We start from the raw sequence: 24,531 nt of genomic DNA, 5'->3' as shown, positions 1-24,531 counted from the left end.
CGCCAACCGGATCCTCGACCGGCGCATCGACGCCCGGAACCCGCGTACCGCCGGACGGGAACTGGTCACCGGGGCCGTGAGCGTGCGGACGGCCTCGGCGGCCACCCGGGCCAGGCCCTGCCACAGCCCCGCGCCGGGCGGCTCCAGCTCGACCAGCACCGTTCCGTCGGGTGCGAGCAGCTCCCGGCAGCGGCGCAGCAGCGCGACCGGTTCACCGCCGATGCCGATGTTCCCGTCGATCAGCACCGCGTGCGCCCACCGGCCCTCGCCGGGCAGCGGCTCGAACAGGTCGCCGTGCACCGCCACCGCGCCCCGGGCCCGCGTCAGCCGCACCGCCGTCGCGGAGACGTCCACACCGACCGCCGTCCGCCCGGCCCGGGTCAGCGCCACGGTGAGCCGCCCCGGCCCGCAACCGAGGTCGAGTGTCGGCCCGGCGCACCGCTCGACCAGCCCGGCGACCGCCGGCTCGGCCGGTCCGTGCCAGCGGTCCACCGGTAGCCGGCTGCGGACACCGTCGCCGTGCACGAGCCACCGCCTCCGGGCCGCACGGTCGGCGAGGGCGGCAGCGAATGGATCCGCCCCCGTGCCCGCCGACGACCCGTCGTGCCCCCGCGCCGGCACCGCAGGCGACGTCGATAGCGCCTCGATCGGGGCGGTGTCGACGGGATTCACCGCCGACCTCCCGGCTGCAGGGCGAGGCGGACCGCCGCGACCTGTCGGGCGAACCGACCCTCGGGCGCCTCGACGGCCACCGCGAGGGCGTCGGACCACTCGTCGACGTCGCGCAGCACCGGCAACGGCGCGGTACGCAGGCCGCGCCCGGTCAGGGCCGCCCACGTGTCGTGGCCGGTGTCCGGCGTCGACATCGGCACGTCGCGCAACACCCGGGCGTGGCGGGGGTCGCGCAGCCCGAGCGACCACCAGCCGCCGTCGCGCGCCCGGCCGAGCACCGCGTCGGTGGCGCCCAGCCGCACCACCGCCGCGGCCAGCCCGGTCGGCGTCACCTGCGGGGTGTCCATCCCGATCTGGAGCACCGGCCGACCCGGGTACGCCGCCGCGACCTCGGCGTACGCGTTGGCGAGCCGATCGCCCAGGCCGACGCCGCGCTGGTCGAGCACCACCCAGCCGGCCAGCGCGGCGGTCAACGCGGCGGCGTCCTCCGCCTCGGTCAGCCGACCCGTCCAGGCCAGCACCGGCGTGACACCGGGGGTGGCGCGGACGGCGTCGAGGGTGTCGCGCAGCGCGGCGGCCGCGATCCGGGCCGCCTGCGCCGGGGTGGCCGGTGGGCAGAGCCGCGTCTTCACCGCCCCCGCGACGGGCGCCTTGGCGACCACCAACAGGACGGTCACCGGGGGCCCTCCACGGTACGCAGCACCCCGGCGAAGTCACGGGTCGCGCGCAGGGTGCCCCGCACCGAACCGGACACCTTGGACCGGGTGCCGGCGGCCCGGGGCGCGTAGGTGACGTCCAGCTCGTAGATCCGCCAGCCGGCGGCGGCGGCCCGGATCAGCAGTTCGAGGGGGTAGCCGAAGGCCCGGTCGGTGACGCCGAGGTCGAGCAGCGCCTCCCGGCGGGCCACCCGGATCGGGCTGAGGTCCCGCAGCGGTACGCCCCGACGGCGCAGCAGCGCGGCGACCAACGCCGTACCGGCGCGGGCGTGCCACGGCCACACCCCGGCCCCGACCGGCCGTCGCCGGCCCACGCTGAGGTCGGCGGTGCCGGCCAGCACCGGGGCGACCAGGGCCGGCAACTCGGTGGGATCGAACGACCCGTCGGCGTCGAGGACGCACACCACCTCGGCGTCGGCGGCCTCCAGGCCGGCGTGCACCGCCGCGCCGTAGCCGCGCCGGGGCTCGTGCACCACCCGGGCGCCGTGCCGCGCGGCCACCTCGGGCGAGCCGTCGCGCGAGCCGTTGTCCACCACGATGGCCCGGTAGCCGGGCGGCAGCGCGGTCAGGACGCCGGGCAGGGCGGCCGCCTCGTCCAGGCAGGGCAGCACCACGTCGATCTCAGTCGGCATACCGCCGACGCTAGGGCGGCAAGCCCGCGGCGGAGGCCGAAATGTGCTTACCGAACCCTTACCACCTGGGCATTTCTTACCGTCCGGTGACGGGCCACCGATTGGCGAGCGCGAGGGCGGGCTGTCGCCGTACCGTCCGGTGGTCATGGCCTCGACCACCACTCTCGCCGCCGCCCCCGGGCGGACCCCGCCCCGCCGCCGGGCCGGCGACCTCCTGATACTGGGCGTGGAGGCGGCGCTGCTCGCCGCCGCCGTGCTGGTGGGCGCCCTGCTCAACGCACGCGGCGCCGGGCTGCACGCCGACGCCGCTCCGCTGTACGCGACGTGGCGGCCGCACGTCGGCTGGGGCAGCCCCGCCGCGCTGGCCGTAGCGGTCGCGGTGGTGGGGTGGGGAGCGCGGTGGGCCCGCACCGCCCGGTGGGGTGTCCTGCTGGCTGCCGCGTGGCTGACCGCAGTCGCCTGGACGTTGTCGTTGGCCCTGGTGGACGGCTGGACGGCAGGGCTGACCCGGCGGCTCACCCCGCAGGCCGAGTACCTGCACGAGGTCCCCGGGGTGACCGACATCCCGGCGATGCTGGCCGGCTTCACCGGCCGGATCGTCGACTTCCAACCCGACGCGTGGTCCACCCACACCGCCGGGCACCCGCCGGGCGCGCTGCTGATCTTCGTCTGGCTGGACCGCATCGGCCTCGGCGGAGGCGCCGCCGCCGCGCTGGCCTGCGTGCTGGTCGGCGCCACGGTCGCGGTGTCGGTGCCGGTGACCCTGCGGGCGCTCGGCGCGCCCGACGCGGCCCGCGCGGTGCTCCCGTTCCTGGTGCTGCTGCCGGGGGCGGTCTGGGTGGGCGTTTCGGCCGACGGCATCTTCGCCGCCGTGGTCGCGGCCGGCCTGGCGCTGCTGGCGGTCCGTGGCCGCGTCGCCGCTCTCGCCGGCGGGGCGGTGGTCGGGTTCGCGCTGTACCTGTCGTACGGGTTCCTCCTGGTCGGCGTGCTCGCGCTGGCCGTGGTGACGCTGCGCCGTACGCACCGTGGGGGCGCGCTGCTCGCCGCCGCCGTCGGGGTCGCGGCCGTGACGGCGGCCTTCAGCGCGGCGGGCTTTCACTGGTGGGTCGGCTACCAGTTGGTCGTCGAGCGGTACTACCAGGGCTGGGCCGCCGACCGCCCGTACGCCTACTGGGTGTGGGCCAACCTGGCCGCGCTGCTGCTCAGCGCCGGGCCCGTGCTCGGGCCGGCGCTGCGCCGCGTGCTGTCGGCCGCACGGTCGCCGTGGCCAGGGCTGCGCGCGGCGCTGCCGGCCCGTGCCCCCACCCCGCCGGGCGGACCGGCGCCGGGTGGGCCGCGCTTCGGGCCGGGCGCGGCCGCGCGCGGGTGGCGGGCCGTCGGCCGGCTGGCCACGCCTGCGGCAGCAGCGGTACGCGCAGCCGGCCCCACCGTGCTGCTACCGCTGGCCGCCCTGGTGGCGGTGCTCGGCGCGGACCTGTCCGGGCTGAGCAAGGCCGAGGTGGAGCGGATCTGGCTGCCGTTCGTCGTGTGGCTGCTGGTGGCCACCGCCCGCCTGCCGGCGGGTTCCCGGCGCTGGTGGCTGGCCGCGCAGGCGCTCACCGCGCTGGCCGTCAACCACCTGGTCTGGACTGTCTCCTGACCACCCCGGCCGCACCGCCCGGCCACACCGCCGCACCGCCCGGCCGCGCCGCAACCCGCGCCGCCCGGCCGCGCCGCCACCCGGGCCGCCCGCCCTGCCACTCCGTTGAGCGGTATGACTGTGAGTCATAAATATGACTCACAGTCATACCGCTCATTGGCCGTACCGGCTCGTCGCGCGCGCCAATCACCGCGAGCCACCACCGCCGGAGCCAGCACCACCGCCCGAGCCAGCAGCACCACCGCCGGCTCGGCACACCGCGCCGCGCGAGCAGCACCACCGCGCGCACCACTCGGCGTGGACCAGCGGCGGGCGGCGGGCGGCGGGCGGCGGGCGGCGGGCGGCGGGCGGCGGGCGGCGGGCGGCGGGCGGTCAGCCTGCGACGGCGGCTGGTTCCCGTAGCGGGTCGGTGGCGAAGCCGGCCACGCCCTCGGCGAAGCCGACCCGGGCCGTGTAGCCGAGCAGTTCCACGGCCCGGCGGGGGTCGGCGACCACGTGCCGCACGTCGGCCGCGCGGGCCCCACCCACCACCTGCGGGGCCGGCCCGCCCATCGCCTCGGCCAGGGTGACCGCCAGCTCTCCGACCGTGTGCGGCTCGCCCGAGCAGACGTTCACCGGCACCAGCGTGGCCGGCGGCGCGCTGCTGGTGAGGGCCAGCAGGTTGGCCCGCGCCACGTCGGTGACGTGCACGAAGTCGCGCCGTTGCCGGCCGTCCTCCAACACCCGCGGCGCCACGCCGGCCGCCAGCGCCGACCGGAAGATCGATGCCACTCCGGCGTACGGGGTGTCGCGGGGCATCCGGGGGCCGTAGACGTTGTGGTACCGCAGCGCCCACACGGCGCCGCCGGTCTGCCGGGCCCAGGCGGCGGCCAGGTGCTCCTGGGCGAGCTTGCTCGCGGCGTACGTGCTGCGGGGTTCCAACGGCGCGTCCTCCGGCACGAGCACCGGATCGAGTCTGCGGCCGCAGTGTGGGCAGGTCGGGTCGTACCGGCCGGCCGTCACGTCCTCGGGCCGGCGGGGCGCGGGGCGCACCGTGGCGTGCTCGGGGCAGGCGTAGCGCCCCTCCCCGTAGACCACCATCGAGCTGGCCAGCACCAACCGACCGATCCCCGCCCGGTGCAGCGCCGCCAGCAGCACCGCCGTGCCGTAGTCGTTGTGCGTGACGTAGTCGGGGGCGTCCGACGGATCGAGGCCGTGGCCGACCATCGCCGCCTGGTGACAGACCGCGTCCACGCCGGTCAGCAGCCGGTCCAGCAGAGGGCCGTCCCGGACGTCGCCGCGGACCACCTGGTGCCCGCGTGACCAGGCAGGCAGCTCGCCGCCGTGTGCCTGGGGCAGCAGCGCGTCCAGCGCCACCACCTCGTGGCCCTGCTCCACGAGCAGGTCGACGACCTGCGACCCGATGAACCCGGCCGCGCCGGTGACCAGTACGCGCATGCCGGTCACGGTAGGGCGGACGGGACGCCCGGCGGGCCGGTTCGGCGGACCCGTAAGGAGTTCGCAACAGCTCGGCGGGCGCCGACGCCCCGGTAAGCGTTCGGTAATGCGATAAACCCGGCCCGGCCGTACCCCTGCGGTCTAACCTGCCGGCAGTGCCCGCCACCGGCCCACGCGCCCGGCCGGGCCGACCGGTGTGGACGACAACGGCGCGTGACGGCGAGGAAGGGGCAGCGGGTGCCGGTTAGCAGACCCGGCCCGAGCGGCAGCGAAACCCGGGCAACGGACGCGGACGGCTACGGCGCGCCGCGCCGGCTCTGGCGCGGGCTGGCCCAGCACGGCCCACCGGGTGTGGACGCCGTCAAACGGAGCTGGCGCAGCCCGTTGCGCGGCCCCTGGCTCACCGCCGTCTACGGGTCGGTGCTGCTGGTGGCGCTGCCACTGGTGATCATCACCGGGCTGCTCGACTACGCCGCCTACAGCCCGCAGTTCGACCAGGCGTTCCCGGCGAACGTGGGCTGGCTGCGGGTGCCCGCCTTCGACTGGCCGACCCGGCCGTCCTGGCTGTTCCGGGTCACCCAGGGGCTGCACGTGACGCTCGGCATCGTGCTCGTCCCGGTGGTGCTGGGCAAGCTGTGGTCGGTGCTGCCGAAGCTGTTCGACTGGCCGCCGGCGCGCTCGCTGGCCCAGGTGCTGGAACGACTGACCCTGCTGCTGCTGGTCGGCGGGATCCTGTTCCAGATCGCCACCGGCCTGCTCAACATCCAGTACTCGTACGTGTTCGGCTTCGACTTCTACACCGCCCACTACTTCGGGGCCTGGATCTTCACCGGCGCCTTCGTGGCGCACGTGATCATCAAGTTTCCCCGGCTGGTGACCGCGCTGCGGTCCCGCCCGCTGGGCACGGAACTGCGCACCCCGCGCGCCGCGACACGACCCGAGCCGCCCGACCCGGACGGCCTGGTCGCCGCCGAACCCGGGCCGGCCACGGTCAGCCGGCGCGGCGCGGTCGGCCTGGTCGGCGGCGGGGCGCTGCTGCTGGCCGTCCTCACCATCGGGCAGAGCCTGGACGGCCCGCTGCGGCGCACCGCGCTGCTGGTGCCCCGCGGACGACAGCCCGGCACCGGGCCGAACGGCTTCCCGGTCAACCGCACCGTCGCCGCCGCCGGCGTACGCCCCGAGCAGACCGACGCGAGCTGGCGGCTGACGCTGCGGGGCGGCGGCCGGACCGTGACCCTGGACCGGCCCGGCCTGCTGGCCATGGCGCAGCACACCGCCGCCCTACCCATCTCCTGCGTGGAGGGCTGGTCCACCCGGCAGACCTGGACCGGCGTCCGCCTTCGTGACCTGGCCGCGCTCGCCGGGGTCGCGGACCCGGCCTCGGCGCGCGTGTCGTCGCTGGAGCAGGCCGGGCTGTTCCGCACGGCGGTGCTCGCCGCCAACCAGGTCCTCAATCCGGATTCGCTGCTCGCCCTGCGGGTCAACGGGGTCGACCTCGCCCCCGACCACGGCTACCCGGCTCGGGTCATCGTGCCGGCCCTGCCCGGGGTGCACTGCACGAAGTGGGTCGCCGAAATCGACTTCCGGGGTCAGGCCGATGGCTGAGCGAGCCGGGCCGACCGGCGGACGGGCCGGGCCGACGGCTGGGCGGGCCGGGCGGTTGCGGGCGGCCTACGGCGCCGCGCCGTGGCATTTCGTCCTGGTGACGGCGGCCATCGTGCTCGCCGGCTGGGTGGCGCTGCGGCTGGCGCAGGAGGCGACGTTCAGCCGGATGCTGCTCTGGTTCGTCGGCGCGGTCATCGCCCACGACCTGGTGCTGTTCCCGGTGTACGCGAGCGCCGACCGGGTGCTGCGCGCGGTGGTACGCGATCATGTCACGCTGCTCAACCACCTGCGGGTGCCGGCGCTCGGCACGGCGCTGCTGTTCGTGGTCTACTCCCCCGGCATCCTGCGGTGGGGCGAGACCACCCACGAGGCCGCCAGCGGCCTGACCCAGCGGCCGTACCTGGTGCGCTGGTTGGTGCTCAGCGCGGCACTGTTCCTGCTCAGCGGCGCGACGTACGGCCTGCGCGCGGCGTTGGGCCGGCGCGGTTCGGCGTCCCGCGCCCGGCGCTGACGGCCCCGGGCGCCCGGCCTGCCGGTCGGGCGCCCGCAGTGGTCAGGCCGCCGGCGCGTTGGCGTACGCCGCGACGGCCCAGGCGCCGTCCGTGCGGTGCAGGACCCAGGTGGCGTGCCGACGCCGCTCCGTCGGCAGCTCGTCCTCACCGGCCATCAGGATGCCGGCAGCGCTCACGACGATCGCGGTCTCTCCGAGCACTCGGATGTCCAGTGGCTCGTCGACCCCACGGGATCCCTGCAGCGGTCCGGCGAACCCGGCGGCCATGTGCGCCCGCACCGCCTCGCGGCCCCGGTGCAGCACACCGGGCATGACCACTGTGGCGTCCGGGCGGTAGAGGGCAGCGAAGGCGTCCGCGTCGTTGTCGCCCCAGGCGGCGTAGAGGCGCCGGAACAGGTCGAGGATGGCATCGGTGGCGGTTGGCGCGTCGCCTTTCGGGGCGAGCGAGGTGTTGCTCATGCGGGTGACCTCTCTGTCGGTGGCGCCGTCGATCCGACGCCGGGCTGGACGTGCCGCGCCGCACCAACGGGGCGCGGGCCGACGGCACGTCTCACCGGGGGATACCGGCGAGCGGCAGTGAACTCATCGCTGCCGACGGTGGGCATTTCTCACCCCGCCCGCAGCTGGGCGGGGATCGTGCCGCGCTGGCATGCTGCCGGTGGAGGTGGCGCATGGATGTGCTGGCGGGCGACGGTTTCGTGACGACGACGGCCGGGCTGCGTCCCGAACTGCTGGCGCACTGCTACCGGATGCTGGGCGCCGTCGACGAGGCCGAGGATGTCGTCCAGGAGACAATGCTGAGGGCCTGGCGGGCGCGGGACCGCTACGACGCCGCCCGGGCCACGCCGCGTACCTGGCTCTACGCGATCGCCACCAACGCCTGCCTGACCGCGCTGGAGGGCCGCCGACGACGACCGCTGCCGACCGGTCTCGGCCCGGCCAGCGAGGACCCGGACGCGCCGCTGACTCCGCGCATGGACGTGCCCTGGCTCCAGCCGCTGCCGGACGCCCGGCTCACCGGCACGGATGACCCCCAGATGGTGGTGCAGCGGCGTAGCAGCCTGCGGTTGGCGCTGGTGGCGGCCCTGCAGCTGCTGCCGCCGCGGCAGCGCGCGGTGCTGATCCTGCGCGACGTGCTGCGGTTCAGCGCCGCCGAGGTGGCGGGGCAGCTGGGCACCTCGGTCGCCGGCGTGAACAGCGCCCTGCAGCGGGCACGCGCCGGGCTGGCCGACACCGGACTGCGCGACGACGCCGTGCGGGAGGCCGACGATCCCGAGGTACGCGCCACGGTGGACCGGTACGTGCGGGCGTTCGAGGCCGCCGACGTGCCCGCGCTGGTCGACCTGCTCACCGACACGGCGGTGTTGGAGATGCCGCCGGTCCCCCTCTGGTATTCGGGCCGGGCGGCGTACGGCCGGTTCATGTCCCGGGTTTTCGCCCTGCGGGGCCGTAACTGGCGGGTGCTGCCAACGGCGGCGAACGGTCAGCCGACCCTCGCCGCGTACTGTCGGCAGGACGACCAGGGGTACCGCCTGCACACGGTGCAGGTGCTGACCGTCGTGCGGGCCAGGGTGGCGCACAACGTGGTCTTCCAGGACCCGGCGGTGCTGCGCGCCTTCGCTGTGCCGACCACGCTGGGCTGAGCGGCGGGCGTCAGGTCTCGCCGAAGCGGTCGGAGAGCGCGTAGCGCAGCAGCACCACGTCGCCGATCTGGCGGGCCTCGGCCAGCCGGGCGCGGCGACCCGCGTGCCAGGGGAAGCTTCCCTCGCCGACGAACCGGGGCGCCCGGCGGTCGCCGACGAAGAACGGGGCGACCACCAGGTGCAACTCGTCGGCGAGGCCCGCCGTGAGGAACTGCGCGTGCACCGTCCCGCCGCCCTCCACCATCAGCCGCCGCACACCCCGCGCCGCCAGGTCGGCGAGGACCCACCCCGGGTCGACCGGCTCGCCCCCGTCCACCACGGTGGCCAGCCGACCGACCCGCTCGCGGGTCTTGTCCAGCACACCGCTGGCGCAGTAGACCAGCCGGTCGGGATCGCCCGCGGTGAAGAACCGGGCGGTCGGATCGAGATCCCCCCGGGCGGTCAGGGTCACCTTGGTGGGCGAGGCGGGCCGCCCGCACGCCACCCGCTCGGCCCGGCGCCCGGCGGAGCGCACCAGCAGGCGCGGGTCGTCACGGCGGACCGTGGCGGCGCCGACCAGGATCGCGTCGCAGCTGGCCCGTACCGCGTCGACGCGGTCCAGGTCGTCCTCGTTGGACAGCAGCAGCCGCTGGTCGGAGGCGTCGTCGATGTACCCGTCGAGGGAGGCGGCGCAGCTCAGCAGCACGTACGGCCGGCTGATCATCGGGAGACGGGCCGGTCAGGGGTACGACCCGCCGGCGCCTCCGCCGCCTCGGTCTCCGCCGCCTCGGTCTGCGCCGCCTTGGCGGCCTTCGCCGCGAGGTACTCGGCGTTGGCCGGGGAGAGGAAGACGCTGGTGGGGACGCGTTCGACGACGTCCACGCCGAGCCGGGTCAACTGCTCGGCCTTGTCCGGGTTGCTGCTGAGCAGGCGCACGCGCGACACGCCGAGGGTGGCCAGCATCTGCGCGGCGGCGCTGTAGTCGCGCTCGTCCTCGCCCCGGCCCAGCGCCACGTTGGCCTGGTAGGTGTCCAGCCCGGCATCCTGCAGGGCGTACGCGTCGAGCTTGGCGTACAGGCCGATGCCCCGGCCCTCCTGGCGCAGGTAGAGCAGGAAACCACCGGTCTCGGCGATCCGCTGCACCGCCTCGCGCAGCTGCGGCCCGCAGTCGCAGCGCTGGCTGCCGAACACGTCACCGGTGAGGCACTCGCTGTGCGGGCGGACCAGCGGCGGCTCGCCACCGGCGGCGAGCCGGTCCAGCGCCCCGGCCCAGTCACCCAGGCCGAGAGCGAGGTGCTCCCGACCGTCGATGAGGCCCTTGAACGTGAACACCCGGACGGTGGTGGTGTAGCCGTCGGGAAACGCCAGCGGCACCGTGACCTGCGTACGGACCGTGGCGACCGGCAGTGCTTCGGGCATGGGACTCCTTTGTCCGGCGCCGCCAACAGGCGGCGACGCGTACCGTCTCACCACCACTCAACAGCCGCCGCCGGAGGCAGCTTCCCGAGCGGTGGCGGGATTGCGGGCCCGCCGGGCGAGCAGCACGGCCGCGCCGGGCAGGCTGGCCACCAGCACGAGGGCACCGTAGACGGTGGCGGTGGCGACACCTTCGGCCGCGCTGAGTCCGGCCGCGCCGAACACCCACGCGGCCACTCCCTCGCGGGGTCCGAACCCGGCGACGTTCAGGGGCAGACCCATGGCGAGCAGGGCCAGCAGCGTCAGTGGCAGCAGCCGTGTCAGCGGAGCGTCCGAACCGGCGGTCCGTGCCGCCACCAGGAAGGTGGCCAGGTGCCCGGCGACCATCACGGCGGAGGCGACCAGCACGCCGAGCCAGGTCCGCCGGGCCAGCAGCCCGGACCGCACGTCCGCCACGGCGGTGCGTACGCCTCGGGCCCACCGGGACCGGCCGGCGTTGGGCAGGCGCCGCGCCAGCAGCACGACGGCCAGCCCGCCCGCGAGCAGCAGGGCGGCTGCGGCCGGCAGGTACGGCCGCACCGGCGACGGAAACGCCGCCAGCACCACCAGCGCGACACCCACCAGGACCACCTGCCCGGCGGTACGCTCCCAGACCACCGCCCGGATGCCCCGGCTGACGTCGCCGGCGTCGCGGCCGTGGCGTACCGCCCGGTGCACGTCCCCGATCACCCCGCCGGGCAGCGTGGCGTTGAGGAACACCGCCCGGTAGCAGTGCGCCACCGCGGTCGCCAGCGGCAGTCGTACGCCGAGGCCACCGGCGACGAGGCTCCACCGCCAGGCCGCGCAGACCGTGGTGAGCACGCCGATGAGCAGGGCCGCGGCCAGCGCCGGCGCGTTGATCAGCCGTACGCCGGCGAGGAACGGGCCGCCGCCCACCTGCCACAGCAGGGCGGCGAGCAGGCCCACCCCGCCGACCACTCGTGCCCAGGCCCACACCATCGACGCCGGTCCTCCCTGAAGATCGTCCACTCCCTCTAGTGCACGTACCCAGGGCGTCGACGGTTCATCCGCCGGCCAGAAGGTCCAGGTGCTCGACCAGCACGCCGAGCCGGCCGGCGGCGGCGTCGGCCAGCCGGCGCTGGGCGTACGCCCCGGTCGCGCCGGCCAGTTCCGGGCGTTGCTCGCAGGCCGCGCCCAGCCAGCCGCGGAACCACTCGGCGGCCAGGTCGGCCTGCTCCGGGCCGAGCCGCCACGGGCTGGGCCGCTCCCGCGCCGGCACGCCCCGCCGGGCGAACGCGGCGGCGGTGGCGTCGGCGGCGTCCGGGCCGAGCAGCCGGCGGCCGTCGACCGTACGCCGCTGATGCTCGTTGAACGCCTTTTCGACGGCGGCGTCGAGCGGGTCGGCCGGGGTGAGCCGGACCCGGCCGGTCACCGATATCGCGAACAGGGCGGGGCGGCCGGCGTCGACGCAGGCGGCCACCACCCGTTCGACCTCCTCGGCGGTCAGCATGTCCAGCAGCGCGGACGCGGTGACCAGCGCGCCGTCGGACAGGTCGGCGGCGCTCAGCCGGGTCAGGTCGCCGCAGCGGGTGTCGACGGTGACCGGCGCTCCGTCGGCGGCGGTCACCCCGGCCATGCTGTCGGCGGCCCGGGCCAGCAGGTCGGCGTCCCGGTCGTGCAGCACCCAGTGCTGCGGCCCGGTCAGCCGGGCCGCGAGCCAGCGGCTCATCGAGCCGGTGCCGCTGCCCAGGTCGTGGATCAGGATCGGGTCGTGGCCGGTCAGCCGGGGCCGGACGGCGTCCACCAGGTCCTCGGCGCGGGCCGCCGCGTCGGCCGGCTCGCGCAGACGCAGCCAGTCGGCGAACGGCAGGGTCTCCTCGACGGTCATTCCGCCACCTCCTCCAGCACGGCGGCCAAGCGCGCGGTCGTCACCGGCCAGTCGGTCAGGGTGTCGCGCCGGGCGAGCGCGGCGTGCCGCAGCCGGGCCCGCAGCTCGTCGTCACCCCACCACCGGCTCAGCGCGTCGGCCAGGGCGGCCGGGTCGTCCGGCGGGACCAGCAGCCCCGGCAGGTCACCGTCGGGGGCGCGGCCCAGCGCCTCGGGCAGGCCCCCCACCTCGGTGGCCAGCACCGGCACGCCGCGGGCCAGCGCCTCGGTGACGACCATCCCGTACGTCTCGCCCCGCGACGGCAGCACCAAAAGGTCGGCGGCGGCGTACGCGGCGTCGAGCGCCGGGCCGGTCAGCGGGCCCGCCAGCCGGACCCGTTCCGACAGGCCGGCGCCGGCGAGCCGGTCGCGGAGTCGGTGCACCAGTTCGGGTTCCCGGGTCAGCGTGCCGGCGCAGACCAGCGTCCAGGGCATCTCGGCCAGCACGCACAGGGCGTCGACCAGCACGTCGTGGCCCTTGTGGCGGGTGACCGCGGCGACGCAGAGGAGTCGGTGGCCGGCTGCCGAGCCGGGGGCCGCCGGCGGTGCGGGCGTCACCCCCGGCGGCGCGACCCGGACGCGGTCGGCCGGCAACCGGTGGTGGGCCAGCAGGCGACGGCGGGTCCACTCGCTGGTGGCGACGACGGCTCGCGCGGTGGCCAGCGCCCGGCCCTCGGCCTCGTCGTCAAGCGGCATGTGCACCAGGAGGACGAGGCGCAACCGTGTCGCGTGCGGGGCGAGCAGGTCCGGCACCGTCGAGGCGATCAGGCCGTCGACGAGCACCACGGCGTCGTCCGGCGCGGTGGCCAGCAGCCGGGCCAGCGCCGCGAGCGCCGCCGGGTCGGGGTGCGGCCACGCTCCGGGCACCGAATGCTCGTGCACCACCCAACCGCGCTCGCCGAGCCCGGCGCAGACCCGCCGGTCGTACGTGTTGCCGCCGCTGGGCGCTGCCGGGTCGTCGATGTCGCCGGGCAGGACGACGTGCACCGTACGGCGGTGCGGGCCGACGACCCCGGCGGCGTGGGCCGGCGTCGGCCGGCCCGCGTCGATCACAGCGACCGCTCGTAGCTGGCCCAGGCGACGTGTGACTCGTGCAGGGTGACGGTGATGCCGGCCAGCTCACGCGCCCCGGCGCCCAGCTCACCGGCGTGCACCCGCTCGGCCAGGCGGTCGGCGACGGTACGGGCCAGCACCTCGGTGGTGGTGTTCATCCCGGCGAACGCGGGCTCGTCGTCGAGGTTGCGGTAGGACAGCTCGCCGACCACGGCGCGCAGCTGCTCGGTGGCCAGCCCGATGTCGACGACGATGCCGTCGGCGTCCAGGTCGGGCCGGCGGAACGTCGCGTCCACCACGAACGTCGCCCCGTGCAGGCGCTGAGCCGGGCCGAACACCTCGCCCCGGAAACTGTGGGCGATCATCATGTGATCCCGAACGGTCACGCTGAACACGGTCACTCCCCGTCGTCGTAGCTGATGAGGTGGCAGAGCGCGGGCAGGTCACCCGTGCTCAGTTGGGCGAGTACGTCGGGCAGTTCGGTGAACCGGGACGCGCCGGTGATCAGCGCGTCGAAGGCCGGGTCGTCGAGCAGGTCCAGGGCCAGCGCCAGCCGATCGGCGTAGCTGCGGCGGCCCCGCCGCGCGGGCGCGACCATGCCGACCTGGCTGCTGCGCACGGTGAGCCGTCGGGAGTGGAACGCCCCGCCCAGCGACACCTGCACCGGGCGGTCGCCGTACCAGCTCAGCTCGATCACCGTGCCCTCGGGCGCGAGCAGGTCCAGCGCCTGTTGCAGCCCGGCGGACGTGGCGCTGGCGTGCACGACCAGGTCCCGGTCGCCGGTCGCGTCGCCCGGCCGGGCGAACCGCACACCGAGCGCCCCGGCCACCCCGACCCGGCGCGCGTCGGTGTCGATCAGCTCGACGTCCACACCGGGGAAACGCGCCAGTAGCGCTGCGACGCAGCAGCCGACCATGCCCGCGCCGACCACGCTGACCCGGTCGCCGACCAGGGGCGCGGCGTCCCACAGGGCGTTCACGGCGGTCTCCACCGTGCCGGCGAGCACGGCGCGGGCGGGCGGCACGTCGTCCGGCACCGGCACCACTGCCGTCGCCGGCACGACGTACGCGCTCTGGTGCGGGTGCAGGCAGAACACCGTACGCCCGAGCAGCTCCGGCGGGCCCTCTTCGACCACGCCGACGCTGAGGTAGCCGTACTTCACCGGGCCGGGGAAGTCACCCTCCTGGAACGGGGCGCGCATCGCCGCGTACTGGTCGGCGGGCACCCGGCCGGCGAACACCAGCGTCTCGGTGCCCCGGCTGACCCCGGAGTAGCGGGCTCGCACCAGCACCTCGTCCGGCCCCGGGACGGGCAGCGACACCGGCCGGATCTCCGCCGCGCCGGGCTCGCGCACCCAGCAGGCGTACGCCTCGCGGATCACCCTCGCACACCTCACCTTTTGTCCCGGTCGAACCGAACGGCCCTGATTTCCGTGTTCCCTGTCGGGGTCGTCGATCATAAACACGGAGGTACGGTGCCCACAGTTCGAAGCGGTCCGGTGATCGGGCTGAGCGCGCAGTTGGTCGTGCTGGCGGCGCTGGCCGCCACCGTGGGTCTGAGCACGGCGGGCTGGCTGGCCGGGGCCGGCTACGCGGCGCTCACCTGCCTCGCGTTGAGCCGGGGCCTGCACCTGTCCGGCGCGTCGCGGCTCGGCCCCGCCGACCGGGTGACGCTGGCCCGGGCCGTCCTGGTCGGCGTGGTCACCGCGCTGGTGGTGGACTCGTTCGGCCACCCGACGCCGGTGGGGCTGCTGGTCGCGCTGAGCACGGTGGCCCTGCTGCTGGACGCGGTGGACGGTCAGGTGGCCCGGCGCACCGGCACGGTCAGCGCGCTCGGGGCCCGCTTCGACATGGAGGTCGACGCGTTCCTCATCCTGGTTCTCAGCGTGTACGTCGCCCCGGCGGCCGGGAGCTGGGTGCTGGCCATCGGCGCGATGCGGTACGTCTTCGTCGCGGCCAGCGCCGTGCTGCCCTGGCTGCGTGGCGCGTTGCCGCCGCGCTACTGGCGCAAGGTGGTGGCCGCCGCGCAGGGCGTGTTGTTGACGGTCGCCGCCGCGCGGGTGCTGCCGGAGCCGTGGACCACAGTGGTCCTGGTGACGGCGCTGGCGCTGCTGGTCGAGTCGTTCGGCCGTGACGTGGCCTGGCTGTGGCGTCGCCGCCCGGCACCTCGACGGGCTGACCCGCTGCCGGTCCCCGGCCCGGCCGGCGCGGCGATCACCGCCCTGCCCGCCGCGCCGCCGATCGCCCCGCCCGCCGCGCCGGTGGCGGTGCCCCTGCTGCCGCTGGGCGGGCACCCACCCGTCGTCGTACCGCCGCTGCTGCCGGTGCCCACGCCCGCGCTGGCGGCCCGCTCGGGCGGTACGGTCCACTCCGACTGGAGGCCCTGATGACCCTTCCCGCCCGGCTACGCCGGCTGACCGGCCGGCAACGTCCGCGCCCCGCGTCGACCGGTGACGCTTCGGCGCGTATCCCCGCGGTGTCGCCCGTGCCACGCGGCCGTGCGCGGCGGGCGCTGGGGTGGGTGGGCACGGTGCTGGCGGTTCTGCTGGTGTACGCCGTGCTGGTCGGCCCGGACCGGCTCGGCGAGCTGACGCCCGGCGCGTTTGTGCGGATCCCGCTGGAGGGTCTGCTGGTCGCCGCGCTGCTGCTGGCGCTGCCGCCGCGGCCGCGGCGGGTGGTGGTGGCCGTGGTCGGGCCGCTGCTGGGCCTGCTGGCCATCGTGAAGCTCGCCGACCTGGGGTTTCGCACGGCCCTCGACCGGCCGTTCGATCTGGTGCTGGACTGGCTGCTGCTGGACGACGCGTTCGGTTTCGTGCGGGACTCGGCGGGGCGGGCCGGGGCGGTCGGCGCGGTGGTCGGCGTCGTGCTGCTGGTCGGTGTGCTGCTGCTGGTGGCGACCGTGGCGTTGCGGCGGCTGGCGGCGCTGCTGGTCGGCCACGAGCGGGTGGCGAGCCGGGCGGTGGCCGCGCTGACGGTCGCCTGGGTCCTCTGCGCCGTCGTCGGCGTGCGGATCGTCCCGGGCCTGCCGGTGGCCGACGCCGGAACCACCGCCCTGGTCGGCGCGCACGCCGAGCAGGTGGACGCGCGGCTGCACGACCGGGAACGGTTCACCGCCCAGATCGACGCCGACCCGTTCCAGGGTGTCCCGGGTGACCAACTGCTGACCGGGCTGCGCGGCAAGGACGTCGTCCTCGCCTTCGTGGAGAGCTACGGGCGCGACGCCGTCGAGGACCCGCAGTTGGCGCCGCAGGTCAACGCTGTGCTGGACACCGGCACCGAGCGGCTGCGCGCGGCCGGGTACGGCGCGCGCAGCGGCTTTCTCACCTCCCCCACGTTCGGCGGGGGCAGCTGGTTGGCGCACGACACGCTGCTGTCCGGTCTGTGGACGGACAACGAGCAGCGTCACCGCAGCCTGCTGGCCAGCGACCGGCTCACCCTCAACGGCGCGTTCCGCCGGGCGGGCTGGCAGACCGTCGGGGTACTCCCGGCGGCCACCCAGCCCTGGCCGGAGCAGGGTTTCTTCTCCTACGACCGCTACTACGACGCCGAGGCGCTCGGCTACCGGGGCCCGAAGTTCAGCTACGCACCGATGCCCGACCAGTACACGCTGTCGTTCTTCCAGCGGCGGGTCCGCGCCGGTGCGGACCGTCCGATCATGGCGGAGATCCCGCTGATCTCCAGCCACTCGCCGTGGACGGCGGTGCCCCGCATGATCGGCTGGGACGAGGTGGGCGACGGTTCGATCTACCATAGTGACGCCGGCGCGAAGGACGACGGTGACGCCGACGACCGGGACACCGGTCGGATCCGGGCCGGCTACCGGCAGGCCGTCGCCTACTCACTCCAGGCGCTGATCTCCTATGTCCAGACCTATGGTGACGACGATCTGGTGCTGGTCTTTCTCGGCGACCACCAGCCGGCCCCGGTGGTGACCGGTGAGGGGGCCAGCCGGGACGTGCCGATCACCATCGTCGCCCGGGATCCGGCGGTGCTGGACCGGGTCGCCGGTTGGGGCTGGCAGGACGGCCTGCGGCCCGGCCCGCAGGCGCCGGTGTGGCCGATGGACACCTTCCGCGACCGGTTCCTGACCACCTTCGGGCCGTCGACGTCACCCCTCGCCGCCCCGCGCTGAGAATCGCGAGGGTCGGACTGGAGGGTGACCGGTCCGGCCCTCGCGGAATGTCGCTCCACGCTGTGACGGTCGACGTCACCCCTTTGGCAGTGGCGCGAACGCGTCGGACATCCGCCACACTCTGTTCGCGACGTCGTAGACAGCCCTGCGAGTGACCTGCGCCGGGACCGATTGACCAAGCCGCCACGGTTCGGACGTAGCGTGCAGATCAACGGTCACTGCGTCCCGCGTCGTGCTGACGATCTCGCCGACCCAGTGCCGGCTCTCCTCGATCAGGCTCTCCACGGTCTCGACCTGCGGTGCCGTCACCTCCACCACCGAGGTGTCGACCAGCGCCGAGCCAACCAGCAGTGCCAGGAGACGGCCCAGGAGCGCCGTGGGTACCGCCCGGTCCGTCGTCTCGACCGAGACATAGCAGTCGTCATGCCCGGAGAACAACAGGCGCGAGCCGGGAAGAGCAGGCAGGACCGGCTCGTCGAACCCGGCGGTTCCGACAGCCACGATCATCTCGTCGAGGCGCTCGGCGGTCGGCGTACCCGCAAGGTCGAGCAGCGTCAGTTCGTAGGGTGACCAACCGGCCAGGAAGCGGGATAGCTGCTCCCGGTCGATCAGTAGGGCCTCTTCGCTGAGGCCGACGACGCCAGACGCCAGCACGCGAACATCATGCGCCTCGAAGCTGACGCCTTGCTCCGCCGCGATCCGCGACGGCAGCCACTGCTGGTACTCCTCGTCCAGGAAGCTGTTCGTCTCCAGGCCAACGACCATGATCGTGCCGTTGCCGGAAGGCATGAGCACGTCGGCCAATTCCACGGCCCGCGCCGCAGTCGCACCGACCATCCAGGAGCCGTCCGTCTCGCGAACGCTGAAACTCAACGGGAAGGGCGTTCCGCTCACGCCCACGCTGTTCACGGAGAACGCGCCACGAGGACCCACCCGGACGGTCGCGGCGACGTCCGTGCGCACGTCGGCGACGGTGAGGTGCGGATTGAGCGCCCACGTCCCGGTCTCGGTGACCGGTCGATGGGCAACGATGTGCTCGTCGCTACCGTTGCTCATCAGCGCCGCCTCGTCCGTGCCCCGCGTCAGCGGCGTTGGGCTCGGCTAGTCGGCCGAGTTCGGTGGCAGCGAGCCGACGCAGAGTCGGGTCGGGATCGGTGGTGTAGCGGTGGAGGATCTCCGGCGCGGCGTCAGGAGCGAGACGTCGGACCAGAACCGCGACACGCTGGCGAACCATCGGGTCGCGGTCGTCCGCCACCTCCGCCAGGAGCTGCCCCCACTCCGATGAGCCGACACCGGCGCCGGCAAGGCCACTGATGGTCGCCGCCCGTACCACCGCCTCGTCGTCTCGCGCCAGCACCGCGAGCTGCGGCCGCACCCTCGGATCCGAGTCCACGGCCTTCGCGAGCGATGTGGCCGCTCGGGCCCTCAACCGGGGATCCGCCGCAGCGGCCATCGTCAGCAGCGTCGTGACCGCCGCCGGCCCCCCGACCGAGCCGAGGGCTTCCCCAGCCTCCTCGCGGACGTGCTGGTCCGGGTCCTGAAGCAGCCGCTGCAACGTCGGCGTCGCCTCGCGCACGCCGAGTCGCCCCAGCGCGTACGCGGTCATCGACCGCACCCGCGCCGCCGGGTCCGCGGCAACCGCCACCAGTGGCGTCACGGCGTCAGCCCGGCCGGTGTAGCCGAGTCTGCTCACTGCCGAGACCCGCACCCGCTCATCACGGTCCCTCAACGCCAGAACGAGTAGGCGAAACGCCCGGTCGTCGCCGGCGGGATCGGGGACCGAGCCGACCGCGATCGACCTGACCGTCGGGTCGGTGTCGGCCGCGGCGGCGGCCAGCAGGTCGAGATCCTCCGCCTCGACCACGAACCCCAGCGCCCACAACGCCACGCGACGCACCTCGGCCGTGTCACTCGTGACCGACTCCAGCACGATGCGCCGGCTGGCGTCCCGGTCCGTACCCAGCAGGTCGATGATCTCGGCCTGCAGACTGTCCTGGTCATCCCCCAGGTCGCGCGCTGCGGCGCCCAGCAACACCGGGAGCGCCGCCACCTTCTGGATGCCAGCCAGGACGCCGGCAATCAGGTCGCGGCCGTAGAAGTTCTTCTCGTCGAGGAACCGGGCCAGTGCCTGCTGAAGCAGTGGCACCAGGATGGTGTCCCCGCATGCCTGGAGCGAGGCGAGGGTCGGCGCTATCTCGTCGTAATCGTCCTCAAGCTCCACGGCATGCCGGACCACGGCTTCCAGGGCCGCACGGCTGTCAAACATCCCGGCACCATGCCACACCAGGAATCGTGCTGTTATCCCGCCCGGCTTCTCGTTCAGGCGGTGCTGTCGTCCCGCAGCCAGCCGACGAAGGCGCCCATCCGCTCGGCGCTCCAGCGTCTCCGGGCCGGGTACCCGTACCAACGGCCCTCTGCGATCTCGAAGCGACAACGCATGATGAGCCCGGGTCGGTAGACGGGGAGATCGATGCCCCACTGTCTGGCGATCCCTTCCGCGGTGCTGATCAGACGATCGATCTCGCCGGGCTTCAGCTCGAGATCACCGGCGGCGGTGATGACCACCGCCAGCTCCGTCGTTCCGTGCCGTACGGGGCGGACGTCGTCGTCGGCCGTCTCTCCCAACTCCCGATCAATGAGCCGCGACACCTCGCCCTCGGTGACGCCCAGGGTCGCGTGGGTGAGCCGAGCCACCCGCTCAGCAAACCGGCGGATTTCCGCCGGGCTGTACAGGTCCAGACGCAGCCAGTCGACCATGACGATGAACATGCCGACCAGCACGCCCCCGAGGCTCCGTTTGTCGAGCTCCGCCCTCGCTTGCAGCCGACGCGCCAGCGGGACATTTCCGAGCAGGATGGCGTGCCAGTAGTGGCCCTGCATCGTACTCAGTCCGCTCGTCCGCCCGGTGGCCACGCCCACACGGTAGGAACGACCCACACGCTGAGCACCGGCCAGCAGGCCAGCTCGCCCGACTACCCCCGGTCGGTGGTGGCGGGGCGGGCGCGGACGTGCAGCCGCTCCCCCTGCGGCCCGAAGAGGCTGAGCGCCTCGGCGGTGCCGGGGCCGGGATTGAAGAAGAGGTGCGGGACGCGGGTGTCGAACTCGGCCACCTCCCCGGGCGTCAGGATGAGGTCGCGGTCACCGAGCAGCAGGCGCAGCCGGCCGGAGAGCACGTAGAGCCACTCGTACCCCTCGTGGACCTGTGGGGTCCGTCCCCCGGCGGACGGGTCCGGCGGGAAGATCTGCTTGAACGCCTGGAGGCCGCCCGGTCGGCGGGTCAGCGGCAGGTGCGTCACGCCGTGCCTGACGATCGGCGTGGGGCGTACGCGGGGGTCGCCGGTGGCCGGGGCGTCCACCAGCTCGTCCAGCGCCACCTGGTACGCCCGCGCCAGCGGGAGCAGCAGCTCCAGGGTGGGCCGACGGGTGCCGGACTCCAGCCGGGACAGGGTGCTCACCGAGATGCCGGTCAGCTCGGCGAGCTGGGTCAGCGTGATGCCGCGCTGGTGGCGCAGGGCACGCAGCCGGGGACCGACGGCCGCCAGCGCGGCGCTGTCCTCGTTTGCCATAACGGCAAGGATACTTGCCACTCGGGTTACGGCGACGGATGGTGGGCTCAGCCGACAAGTAGGGGGACATTCCGGTGGACGAGACATATGACGTGGTGGTGGTGGGCGGCGGCGCGGCCGGGCTCAGCGGGGCCCTGGCGCTGAGCCGGGCCCGGCGGTCGGTGCTGGTGATCGACTCCGGCGAGCCGCGTAACGCGCCGGCCGACCACGTGCACAACTACCTGGGCCGCGAGGGGACGCCGCCGGGCGAGCTGCTCGCGGCCGGACGCGCCGAGGTGGCCGGGTACGGCGGGCAGTTCCGCGCCGGCCGGGTCCAGACCGTCACCCGCGACGACGACGGCTTCCGGCTCGCCCTCGACGACGGGAATTCGGTGCGGGCCCGCCGCCTGCTGGTGGCCACCGGGCTCACCGACGAGTTGCCCGACGTGCCCGGGGTGGCGCAGCGGTGGGGCCGTGACGTGCTGCACTGCCCGTACTGCCACGGCTGGGAGGCGCGGGACCGGCGGGTCGGCGTGCTGGCGACCGGGCCGATGTCCGTGCACCAGGCCGAGATGTGGCGGCAGTGGACCTCCGACGTGCTGCTCCTGCTGCACGACGCCCCGACCCCGGACGAGGAGACGGCCGAGCGGCTGGCCGCCCGGGGCATCGCGGTGGTGCCCGGCCCGGTCGCCGCGCTGGAGGTGAACGGGGACGCGCTGAACGGAGTACGGCTCGCCGACGGCCGGGTGGTGGCGCTCGACGTGGTCGTGGTCACGACCCGCACGGCGCCCCGCGCCGACCTGCTGGTGGGGCTGGGCCTGGCCCCGGAGGAGGTGACGATGGGTGGGCACGTGATCGGCACCCAGATCCCGGCCGACGCGACCGGGGCGACGACCGTGCCGGGTGTCTGGGTGGCCGGTAACGTGGCCGACCTGCGTGGCCAGGTCATCACGTCCGCCGCCGCTGGCCTCACCGCCGCGGCGGCGATCAACGCCGACCTCATCGCCGAGGACACCCGCGACGCGGTCACCGCGTACCGGCAGTTGGTGGCCACCACCTTCGAGGAGCCGGCGTGGGAGGAGCGGTACCAGGCCAAGCCGGCCGTCTGGAGTGGGCGCCCGAACCCACAACTGGTCGCCGAGGCCGCCGATCTGGCCCCGGGGCGGGCGCTGGACGTGGGCAGCGGCGAGGGCGCCGACGCGGTGTGGCTGGCCGAGCGCGGCTGGCGGGTGACCGCTGTGGACATCTCGACCACCGCGCTGACCCGGGCCGCCGAGCACGCCGAGACCGCCGGGGTAGGTGACCGGATCGAGTTCACGCACGCCGACCTGCGCGACAAGCCGCCCGCCGAGGAGGCGTACGACCTGGTGTCGGCGCAGTTCATGCACCTGCCGCCGACGCAGCGGCGGGAGTTGTTCGCCCGGCTGGCCGACGCGGTGGCCCCGGGCGGCCTGCTGCTGATCGTCGGGCACCACCCGTCGGACCTGTGGACGCCGGGGCACCGGATGCACATGCCCGACATGATGTACACCGCCGAGGACGTGGCCGCCTCGCTGGACCCGACCCGGTGGGACGTGCTCGTCACCGACACCCGCCCACGTCCCGGGCCGCACGACGTCGTCCACCACGACGCGGTCCTGCTGGCTCGCCGCCGCTGAACCGGCCGATCGTGGAGTCGTGGTGCATGACAAGAGCCGCGGATCAGGGCCTTTTGGGCACCGCGGCTCCACGATCGACCACGGTGTGGCGCGGAGGCGGGACGGGCCTTCGCACGGGGTGGGCTCGGCGGTAGCGTTGCGCCACACTCACGGCCCGCAGGGGCGGTTGACCGCCGGCCCTGACGCCCCCGATCGTACGGAGGATGGTGCATGTCCATCGGCGCTGAGCCGCTCGCAGCACGCGACGACGCGGCCTCGCGGCCAACCTTCGAGCTCGCCCTGCGCGGCTACGACAAACGCCAGGTGGACCGGCACCTGGAGCAGCTCGACGGCCAGATCGCGATGCTCAGCGGCGAGCACGGACGTTCCGCGGTGCGGGTTCGTGAGCTGACCGCCGAGGTGCAGCGGCTGCGCGCCGAGCTGTCCGAGCTGCACGAGCAGCCGGTGCAGGTGGACCGCGCCTCGTTCCAGGATCTGGGCCCGATGGTCGGCGAGATCCTGACCCTCGCCGAGAAGCAGGCCGCCCTCATCACCGAGTCGGCCAGCGACCGGGCCAACGAGCTGCGCACCGAGGCCGAGCGGATCCTCGCCGACACCCGCGAGCGGGCCGCGCAGGCACGCCAGGACCTGTCGGAGGAGCTGGCCGCGCGGCGCACCGAGCAGGAACAGGCGTACGAGGAGCGGCGCGCCGTGGCCGAGGCCGAGCTGACCGCGATCCGGGAGCGCGCCGAGCAGTTGCGCGCCGACGGCGAGGCCGCGCACGAGCGCGCCCAGCACGAGGCGAAGCGCATCACCGAACAGAGCGCGCAGCAGCTCAACCAGACCCGGGTCGCCGCCGATGCCCTCATGAAGTCGGCCCGCACCCAGATCCAGCAGGAGGTTCAGGCCGCCCGGGCCAAGAACCAGCAGGAGATGGCCCAGTGGCAGGCCGGGGTGGAGCGCGAGGTCGCCGAGCGGCGCAGCGCCGCCGAGCAGGAGATCGCCGAGTTGCAGGCCGCCGCGGAGGAGGAGCTGGCCGAGCAGCGCAGCTCCACCGAGCAGCAGATCGCCGCGCTGCTGGCCGAGGCGCAGCAGCACGTGACCGAGCTGCGTAACCGGGCCGACGAGCAGGCGGCCAGCCACCAGGAGCAGCTGACCGCGCTCCAGCAGGAGATCGAGGAGCGCCGGCAGGAGTCGGCCCAGCTGCACGCCGAGCTGGCGACCGCCCAGCAGCAGCTCGCGGAGGTACGCCAGGAGGGCGAGACCCTGGAGAACGAGCTGTCCCGCGTCCAGCAGCGGTTGGGCGAGGTGCGCCGGGACCTGACCGCCGAGGCGGCCCGGCTGGACGAGGCCCGACGGGCCGGGGATTCCGCCGAGCGGCACGCCAAGGAGGTCCGCGCCCGGGTGCAACGCGAGGCGAAGCGGGTGGCCGACCTGGCCGCCGCCGCCGTGATGGCCGCCGCGGCCGGCGGCACGGAGACCGCCGAGTACCCGATGGTCGGCCCCCGGTCGAACCCGTCCCGCGCAGGTGTCGACCTGCTCCCCGTGGACCGGCCCGCGAGCGACCGCGCCGACGCCGACCGGCTCGACGCCGACGACACCCGGGCCGACCAAGCCCGGGCCGAGGTCGAGCATGCGGAGGTCACGCACGCCGATGCCACGCACGCCGGTGGTGAGCACGCCGATGCTGAGCATGCCGATGCTGAGCATGCCGGTGGTGAGCACGCCCATGCTGAGCACGCCGAGGCCGAGCACGCCGGTGGTGACCATGCCGACGGCGAGCGCCCGGGTGGGGCGCCCATGCGGTACCCGGTGGAGCCGGCCGACCGGACGGCCACGTCGGGGATGCCGACCAACGACGCCGAGCGGATCTTCACGCGACCCGAGGCCCCGACGCCCGTACCGTTCCTGGCCTTCGGGCAGCCGGTCAGCGACAACGGCACCGCCCGGCACTGACCTCGCCGGTGGCTGACCCGGGCCCCGCGCGCG

Annotated in this window: 23 protein-coding genes and 1 pseudogene; 8 read left to right on the top strand and 16 right to left on the bottom strand. The window is 74.8% G+C overall.

The genetic code is table 11. The features are described from left to right. The 3 genes from ABZU46_RS22855 to ABZU46_RS22845 all read right to left on the bottom strand — a co-directional run. Positions 1-525: class I SAM-dependent methyltransferase (locus ABZU46_RS22855; protein ID WP_354860864.1), on the bottom strand; the 525-nt coding region annotated here is incomplete at its 3' end. Positions 526-668: 143 nt separating this feature from the next. After that, the gene (locus ABZU46_RS22850) at positions 669-1,349 is read right to left on the bottom strand and encodes a DUF2064 domain-containing protein (protein WP_354860863.1); all 681 of its coding nucleotides are present in this window, start codon (positions 1,347-1,349) and stop codon (positions 669-671) included. After that, positions 1,346-2,020 carry a glycosyltransferase family 2 protein gene (locus ABZU46_RS22845; protein ID WP_354860861.1) on the bottom strand — a complete coding sequence of 225 codons (675 nt, stop codon included), beginning with the start codon at positions 2,018-2,020 and terminating at the stop codon, positions 1,346-1,348. Before ABZU46_RS22845 ends, ABZU46_RS22850 begins: the two co-directional genes overlap by 4 nt. Before the next feature lie 145 nt (positions 2,021-2,165). Between ABZU46_RS22845 and ABZU46_RS22840 the strand changes: the two genes are divergently transcribed. Further along, the gene (locus tag ABZU46_RS22840; protein ID WP_354860859.1) at positions 2,166-3,659 is read left to right on the top strand and encodes a hypothetical protein; all 1,494 of its coding nucleotides are present in this window, start codon (positions 2,166-2,168) and stop codon (positions 3,657-3,659) included. A 372-nt stretch (positions 3,660-4,031) separates the two neighbouring features. On the opposite strand, the gene ABZU46_RS22835 is transcribed toward ABZU46_RS22840, so the two are convergent. After that, positions 4,032-5,096, bottom strand: a complete 1,065-nt coding sequence (locus tag ABZU46_RS22835; protein ID WP_354860858.1) for an NAD-dependent epimerase/dehydratase family protein — start codon at positions 5,094-5,096, stop codon at positions 4,032-4,034. Positions 5,097-5,333: 237 nt separating this feature from the next. On the opposite strand from ABZU46_RS22835, the gene ABZU46_RS22830 reads away from it, so the two are divergent. Then, positions 5,334-6,701: a molybdopterin-dependent oxidoreductase gene (locus tag ABZU46_RS22830; RefSeq protein ID WP_354860857.1), complete on the top strand. Its 1,368-nt coding sequence runs from the start codon at positions 5,334-5,336 to the stop codon at positions 6,699-6,701. Beyond that, positions 6,694-7,212, top strand: a complete 519-nt coding sequence (locus ABZU46_RS22825) for a hypothetical protein (protein WP_354860855.1) — start codon at positions 6,694-6,696, stop codon at positions 7,210-7,212. The genes ABZU46_RS22830 and ABZU46_RS22825 overlap by 8 nt, the downstream gene beginning before the upstream one ends. Positions 7,213-7,254: 42 nt before the next feature. Here ABZU46_RS22825 and ABZU46_RS22820 read toward each other — a convergent pair whose 3' ends face one another. Continuing rightward, positions 7,255-7,671: an SgcJ/EcaC family oxidoreductase gene (locus tag ABZU46_RS22820; protein WP_354860854.1), complete on the bottom strand. Its 417-nt coding sequence runs from the start codon at positions 7,669-7,671 to the stop codon at positions 7,255-7,257. A gap of 212 nt (positions 7,672-7,883) precedes the next feature. On the opposite strand from ABZU46_RS22820, the gene ABZU46_RS22815 reads away from it, so the two are divergent. Then, positions 7,884-8,855: an RNA polymerase subunit sigma-70 gene (locus tag ABZU46_RS22815; protein WP_354860852.1), complete on the top strand. Its 972-nt coding sequence runs from the start codon at positions 7,884-7,886 to the stop codon at positions 8,853-8,855. 10 nt (positions 8,856-8,865) lie between these two features. Here ABZU46_RS22815 and ABZU46_RS22810 read toward each other — a convergent pair whose 3' ends face one another. The 7 genes from ABZU46_RS22810 to ABZU46_RS22780 all read right to left on the bottom strand — a co-directional run bounded on the left by ABZU46_RS22810 (position 8,866) and on the right by ABZU46_RS22780 (position 14,610). Beyond that, a complete protein-coding gene (locus ABZU46_RS22810) occupies positions 8,866-9,558 on the bottom strand; it encodes a dihydrofolate reductase family protein (RefSeq protein ID WP_354860850.1) in 693 nt (230 codons plus the stop codon). Next, entirely contained in the window at positions 9,555-10,253 is a 699-nt protein-coding gene (gene ribA, locus ABZU46_RS22805) for a GTP cyclohydrolase II (RefSeq protein WP_354860849.1), read from the bottom strand. Before ribA ends, ABZU46_RS22810 begins: the two co-directional genes overlap by 4 nt. Before the next feature lie 57 nt (positions 10,254-10,310). After that, entirely contained in the window at positions 10,311-11,249 is a 939-nt protein-coding gene (locus ABZU46_RS22800) for a lysylphosphatidylglycerol synthase transmembrane domain-containing protein (protein ID WP_354860867.1), read from the bottom strand. Positions 11,250-11,313: 64 nt separating this feature from the next. Beyond that, a complete protein-coding gene (locus ABZU46_RS22795; RefSeq protein ID WP_354860847.1) occupies positions 11,314-12,138 on the bottom strand; it encodes a class I SAM-dependent methyltransferase in 825 nt (274 codons plus the stop codon). Next, positions 12,135-13,163: a glycosyltransferase family 4 protein gene (locus ABZU46_RS22790; RefSeq protein ID WP_354860866.1), complete on the bottom strand. Its 1,029-nt coding sequence runs from the start codon at positions 13,161-13,163 to the stop codon at positions 12,135-12,137. The genes ABZU46_RS22795 and ABZU46_RS22790 overlap by 4 nt, the downstream gene beginning before the upstream one ends. Before the next feature lie 62 nt (positions 13,164-13,225). Further along, positions 13,226-13,624, bottom strand: coding sequence for a 6-carboxytetrahydropterin synthase (locus ABZU46_RS22785; RefSeq protein ID WP_354860845.1), 399 nt, complete (start codon positions 13,622-13,624; stop codon positions 13,226-13,228). Between the two features lie 2 nt (positions 13,625-13,626). Continuing rightward, positions 13,627-14,610 (bottom strand): NAD(P)-binding protein, encoded by a 984-nt coding sequence (locus ABZU46_RS22780; RefSeq protein ID WP_354860844.1) that lies wholly within the window; start codon positions 14,608-14,610, stop codon positions 13,627-13,629. Between the two features lie 93 nt (positions 14,611-14,703). Between ABZU46_RS22780 and ABZU46_RS22775 the strand changes: the two are divergent. Then, positions 14,704-15,393, top strand: a pseudogene (locus tag ABZU46_RS22775) (CDP-alcohol phosphatidyltransferase family protein); the annotation flags it as partial. A gap of 221 nt (positions 15,394-15,614) precedes the next feature. Next, positions 15,615-17,360: a sulfatase-like hydrolase/transferase gene (locus ABZU46_RS22770; protein WP_354860843.1), complete on the top strand. Its 1,746-nt coding sequence runs from the start codon at positions 15,615-15,617 to the stop codon at positions 17,358-17,360. A 75-nt stretch (positions 17,361-17,435) separates the two neighbouring features. Here ABZU46_RS22770 and ABZU46_RS22765 read toward each other — a convergent pair whose 3' ends face one another. From ABZU46_RS22765 to ABZU46_RS22750, 4 genes are read right to left on the bottom strand one after another with little or no spacing between them, the layout of a single operon-like run. Then, the gene (locus ABZU46_RS22765; RefSeq protein WP_354860841.1) at positions 17,436-18,416 is read right to left on the bottom strand and encodes a hypothetical protein; all 981 of its coding nucleotides are present in this window, start codon (positions 18,414-18,416) and stop codon (positions 17,436-17,438) included. Then, complete coding sequence (locus ABZU46_RS22760) at positions 18,403-19,626, bottom strand: HEAT repeat domain-containing protein (protein ID WP_354860840.1); 1,224 nt, start codon at positions 19,624-19,626, stop codon at positions 18,403-18,405. The genes ABZU46_RS22765 and ABZU46_RS22760 overlap by 14 nt, the downstream gene beginning before the upstream one ends. A gap of 53 nt (positions 19,627-19,679) precedes the next feature. Continuing rightward, entirely contained in the window at positions 19,680-20,273 is a 594-nt protein-coding gene (locus ABZU46_RS22755; protein WP_354860838.1) for a hypothetical protein, read from the bottom strand. 59 nt (positions 20,274-20,332) lie between these two features. Continuing rightward, positions 20,333-20,926 carry a helix-turn-helix domain-containing protein gene (locus ABZU46_RS22750; protein ID WP_354860837.1) on the bottom strand — a complete coding sequence of 198 codons (594 nt, stop codon included), beginning with the start codon at positions 20,924-20,926 and terminating at the stop codon, positions 20,333-20,335. 74 nt (positions 20,927-21,000) lie between these two features. Between ABZU46_RS22750 and ABZU46_RS22745 the strand changes: the two genes are divergently transcribed. Then, positions 21,001-22,563: an FAD-dependent oxidoreductase gene (locus ABZU46_RS22745; protein ID WP_354860836.1), complete on the top strand. Its 1,563-nt coding sequence runs from the start codon at positions 21,001-21,003 to the stop codon at positions 22,561-22,563. Between the two features lie 210 nt (positions 22,564-22,773). After that, positions 22,774-24,498, top strand: coding sequence for a hypothetical protein (locus ABZU46_RS22740; RefSeq protein ID WP_354860834.1), 1,725 nt, complete (start codon positions 22,774-22,776; stop codon positions 24,496-24,498). Positions 24,499-24,531: the final 33 nt, after the last annotated feature.

The organism is Micromonospora sp. NPDC005197, assembly GCF_040608295.1.
Lineage (GTDB): Bacteria > Actinomycetota > Actinomycetes > Mycobacteriales > Micromonosporaceae > Micromonospora.
This window is presented reverse-complemented; position numbering and strand designations above follow the sequence as displayed.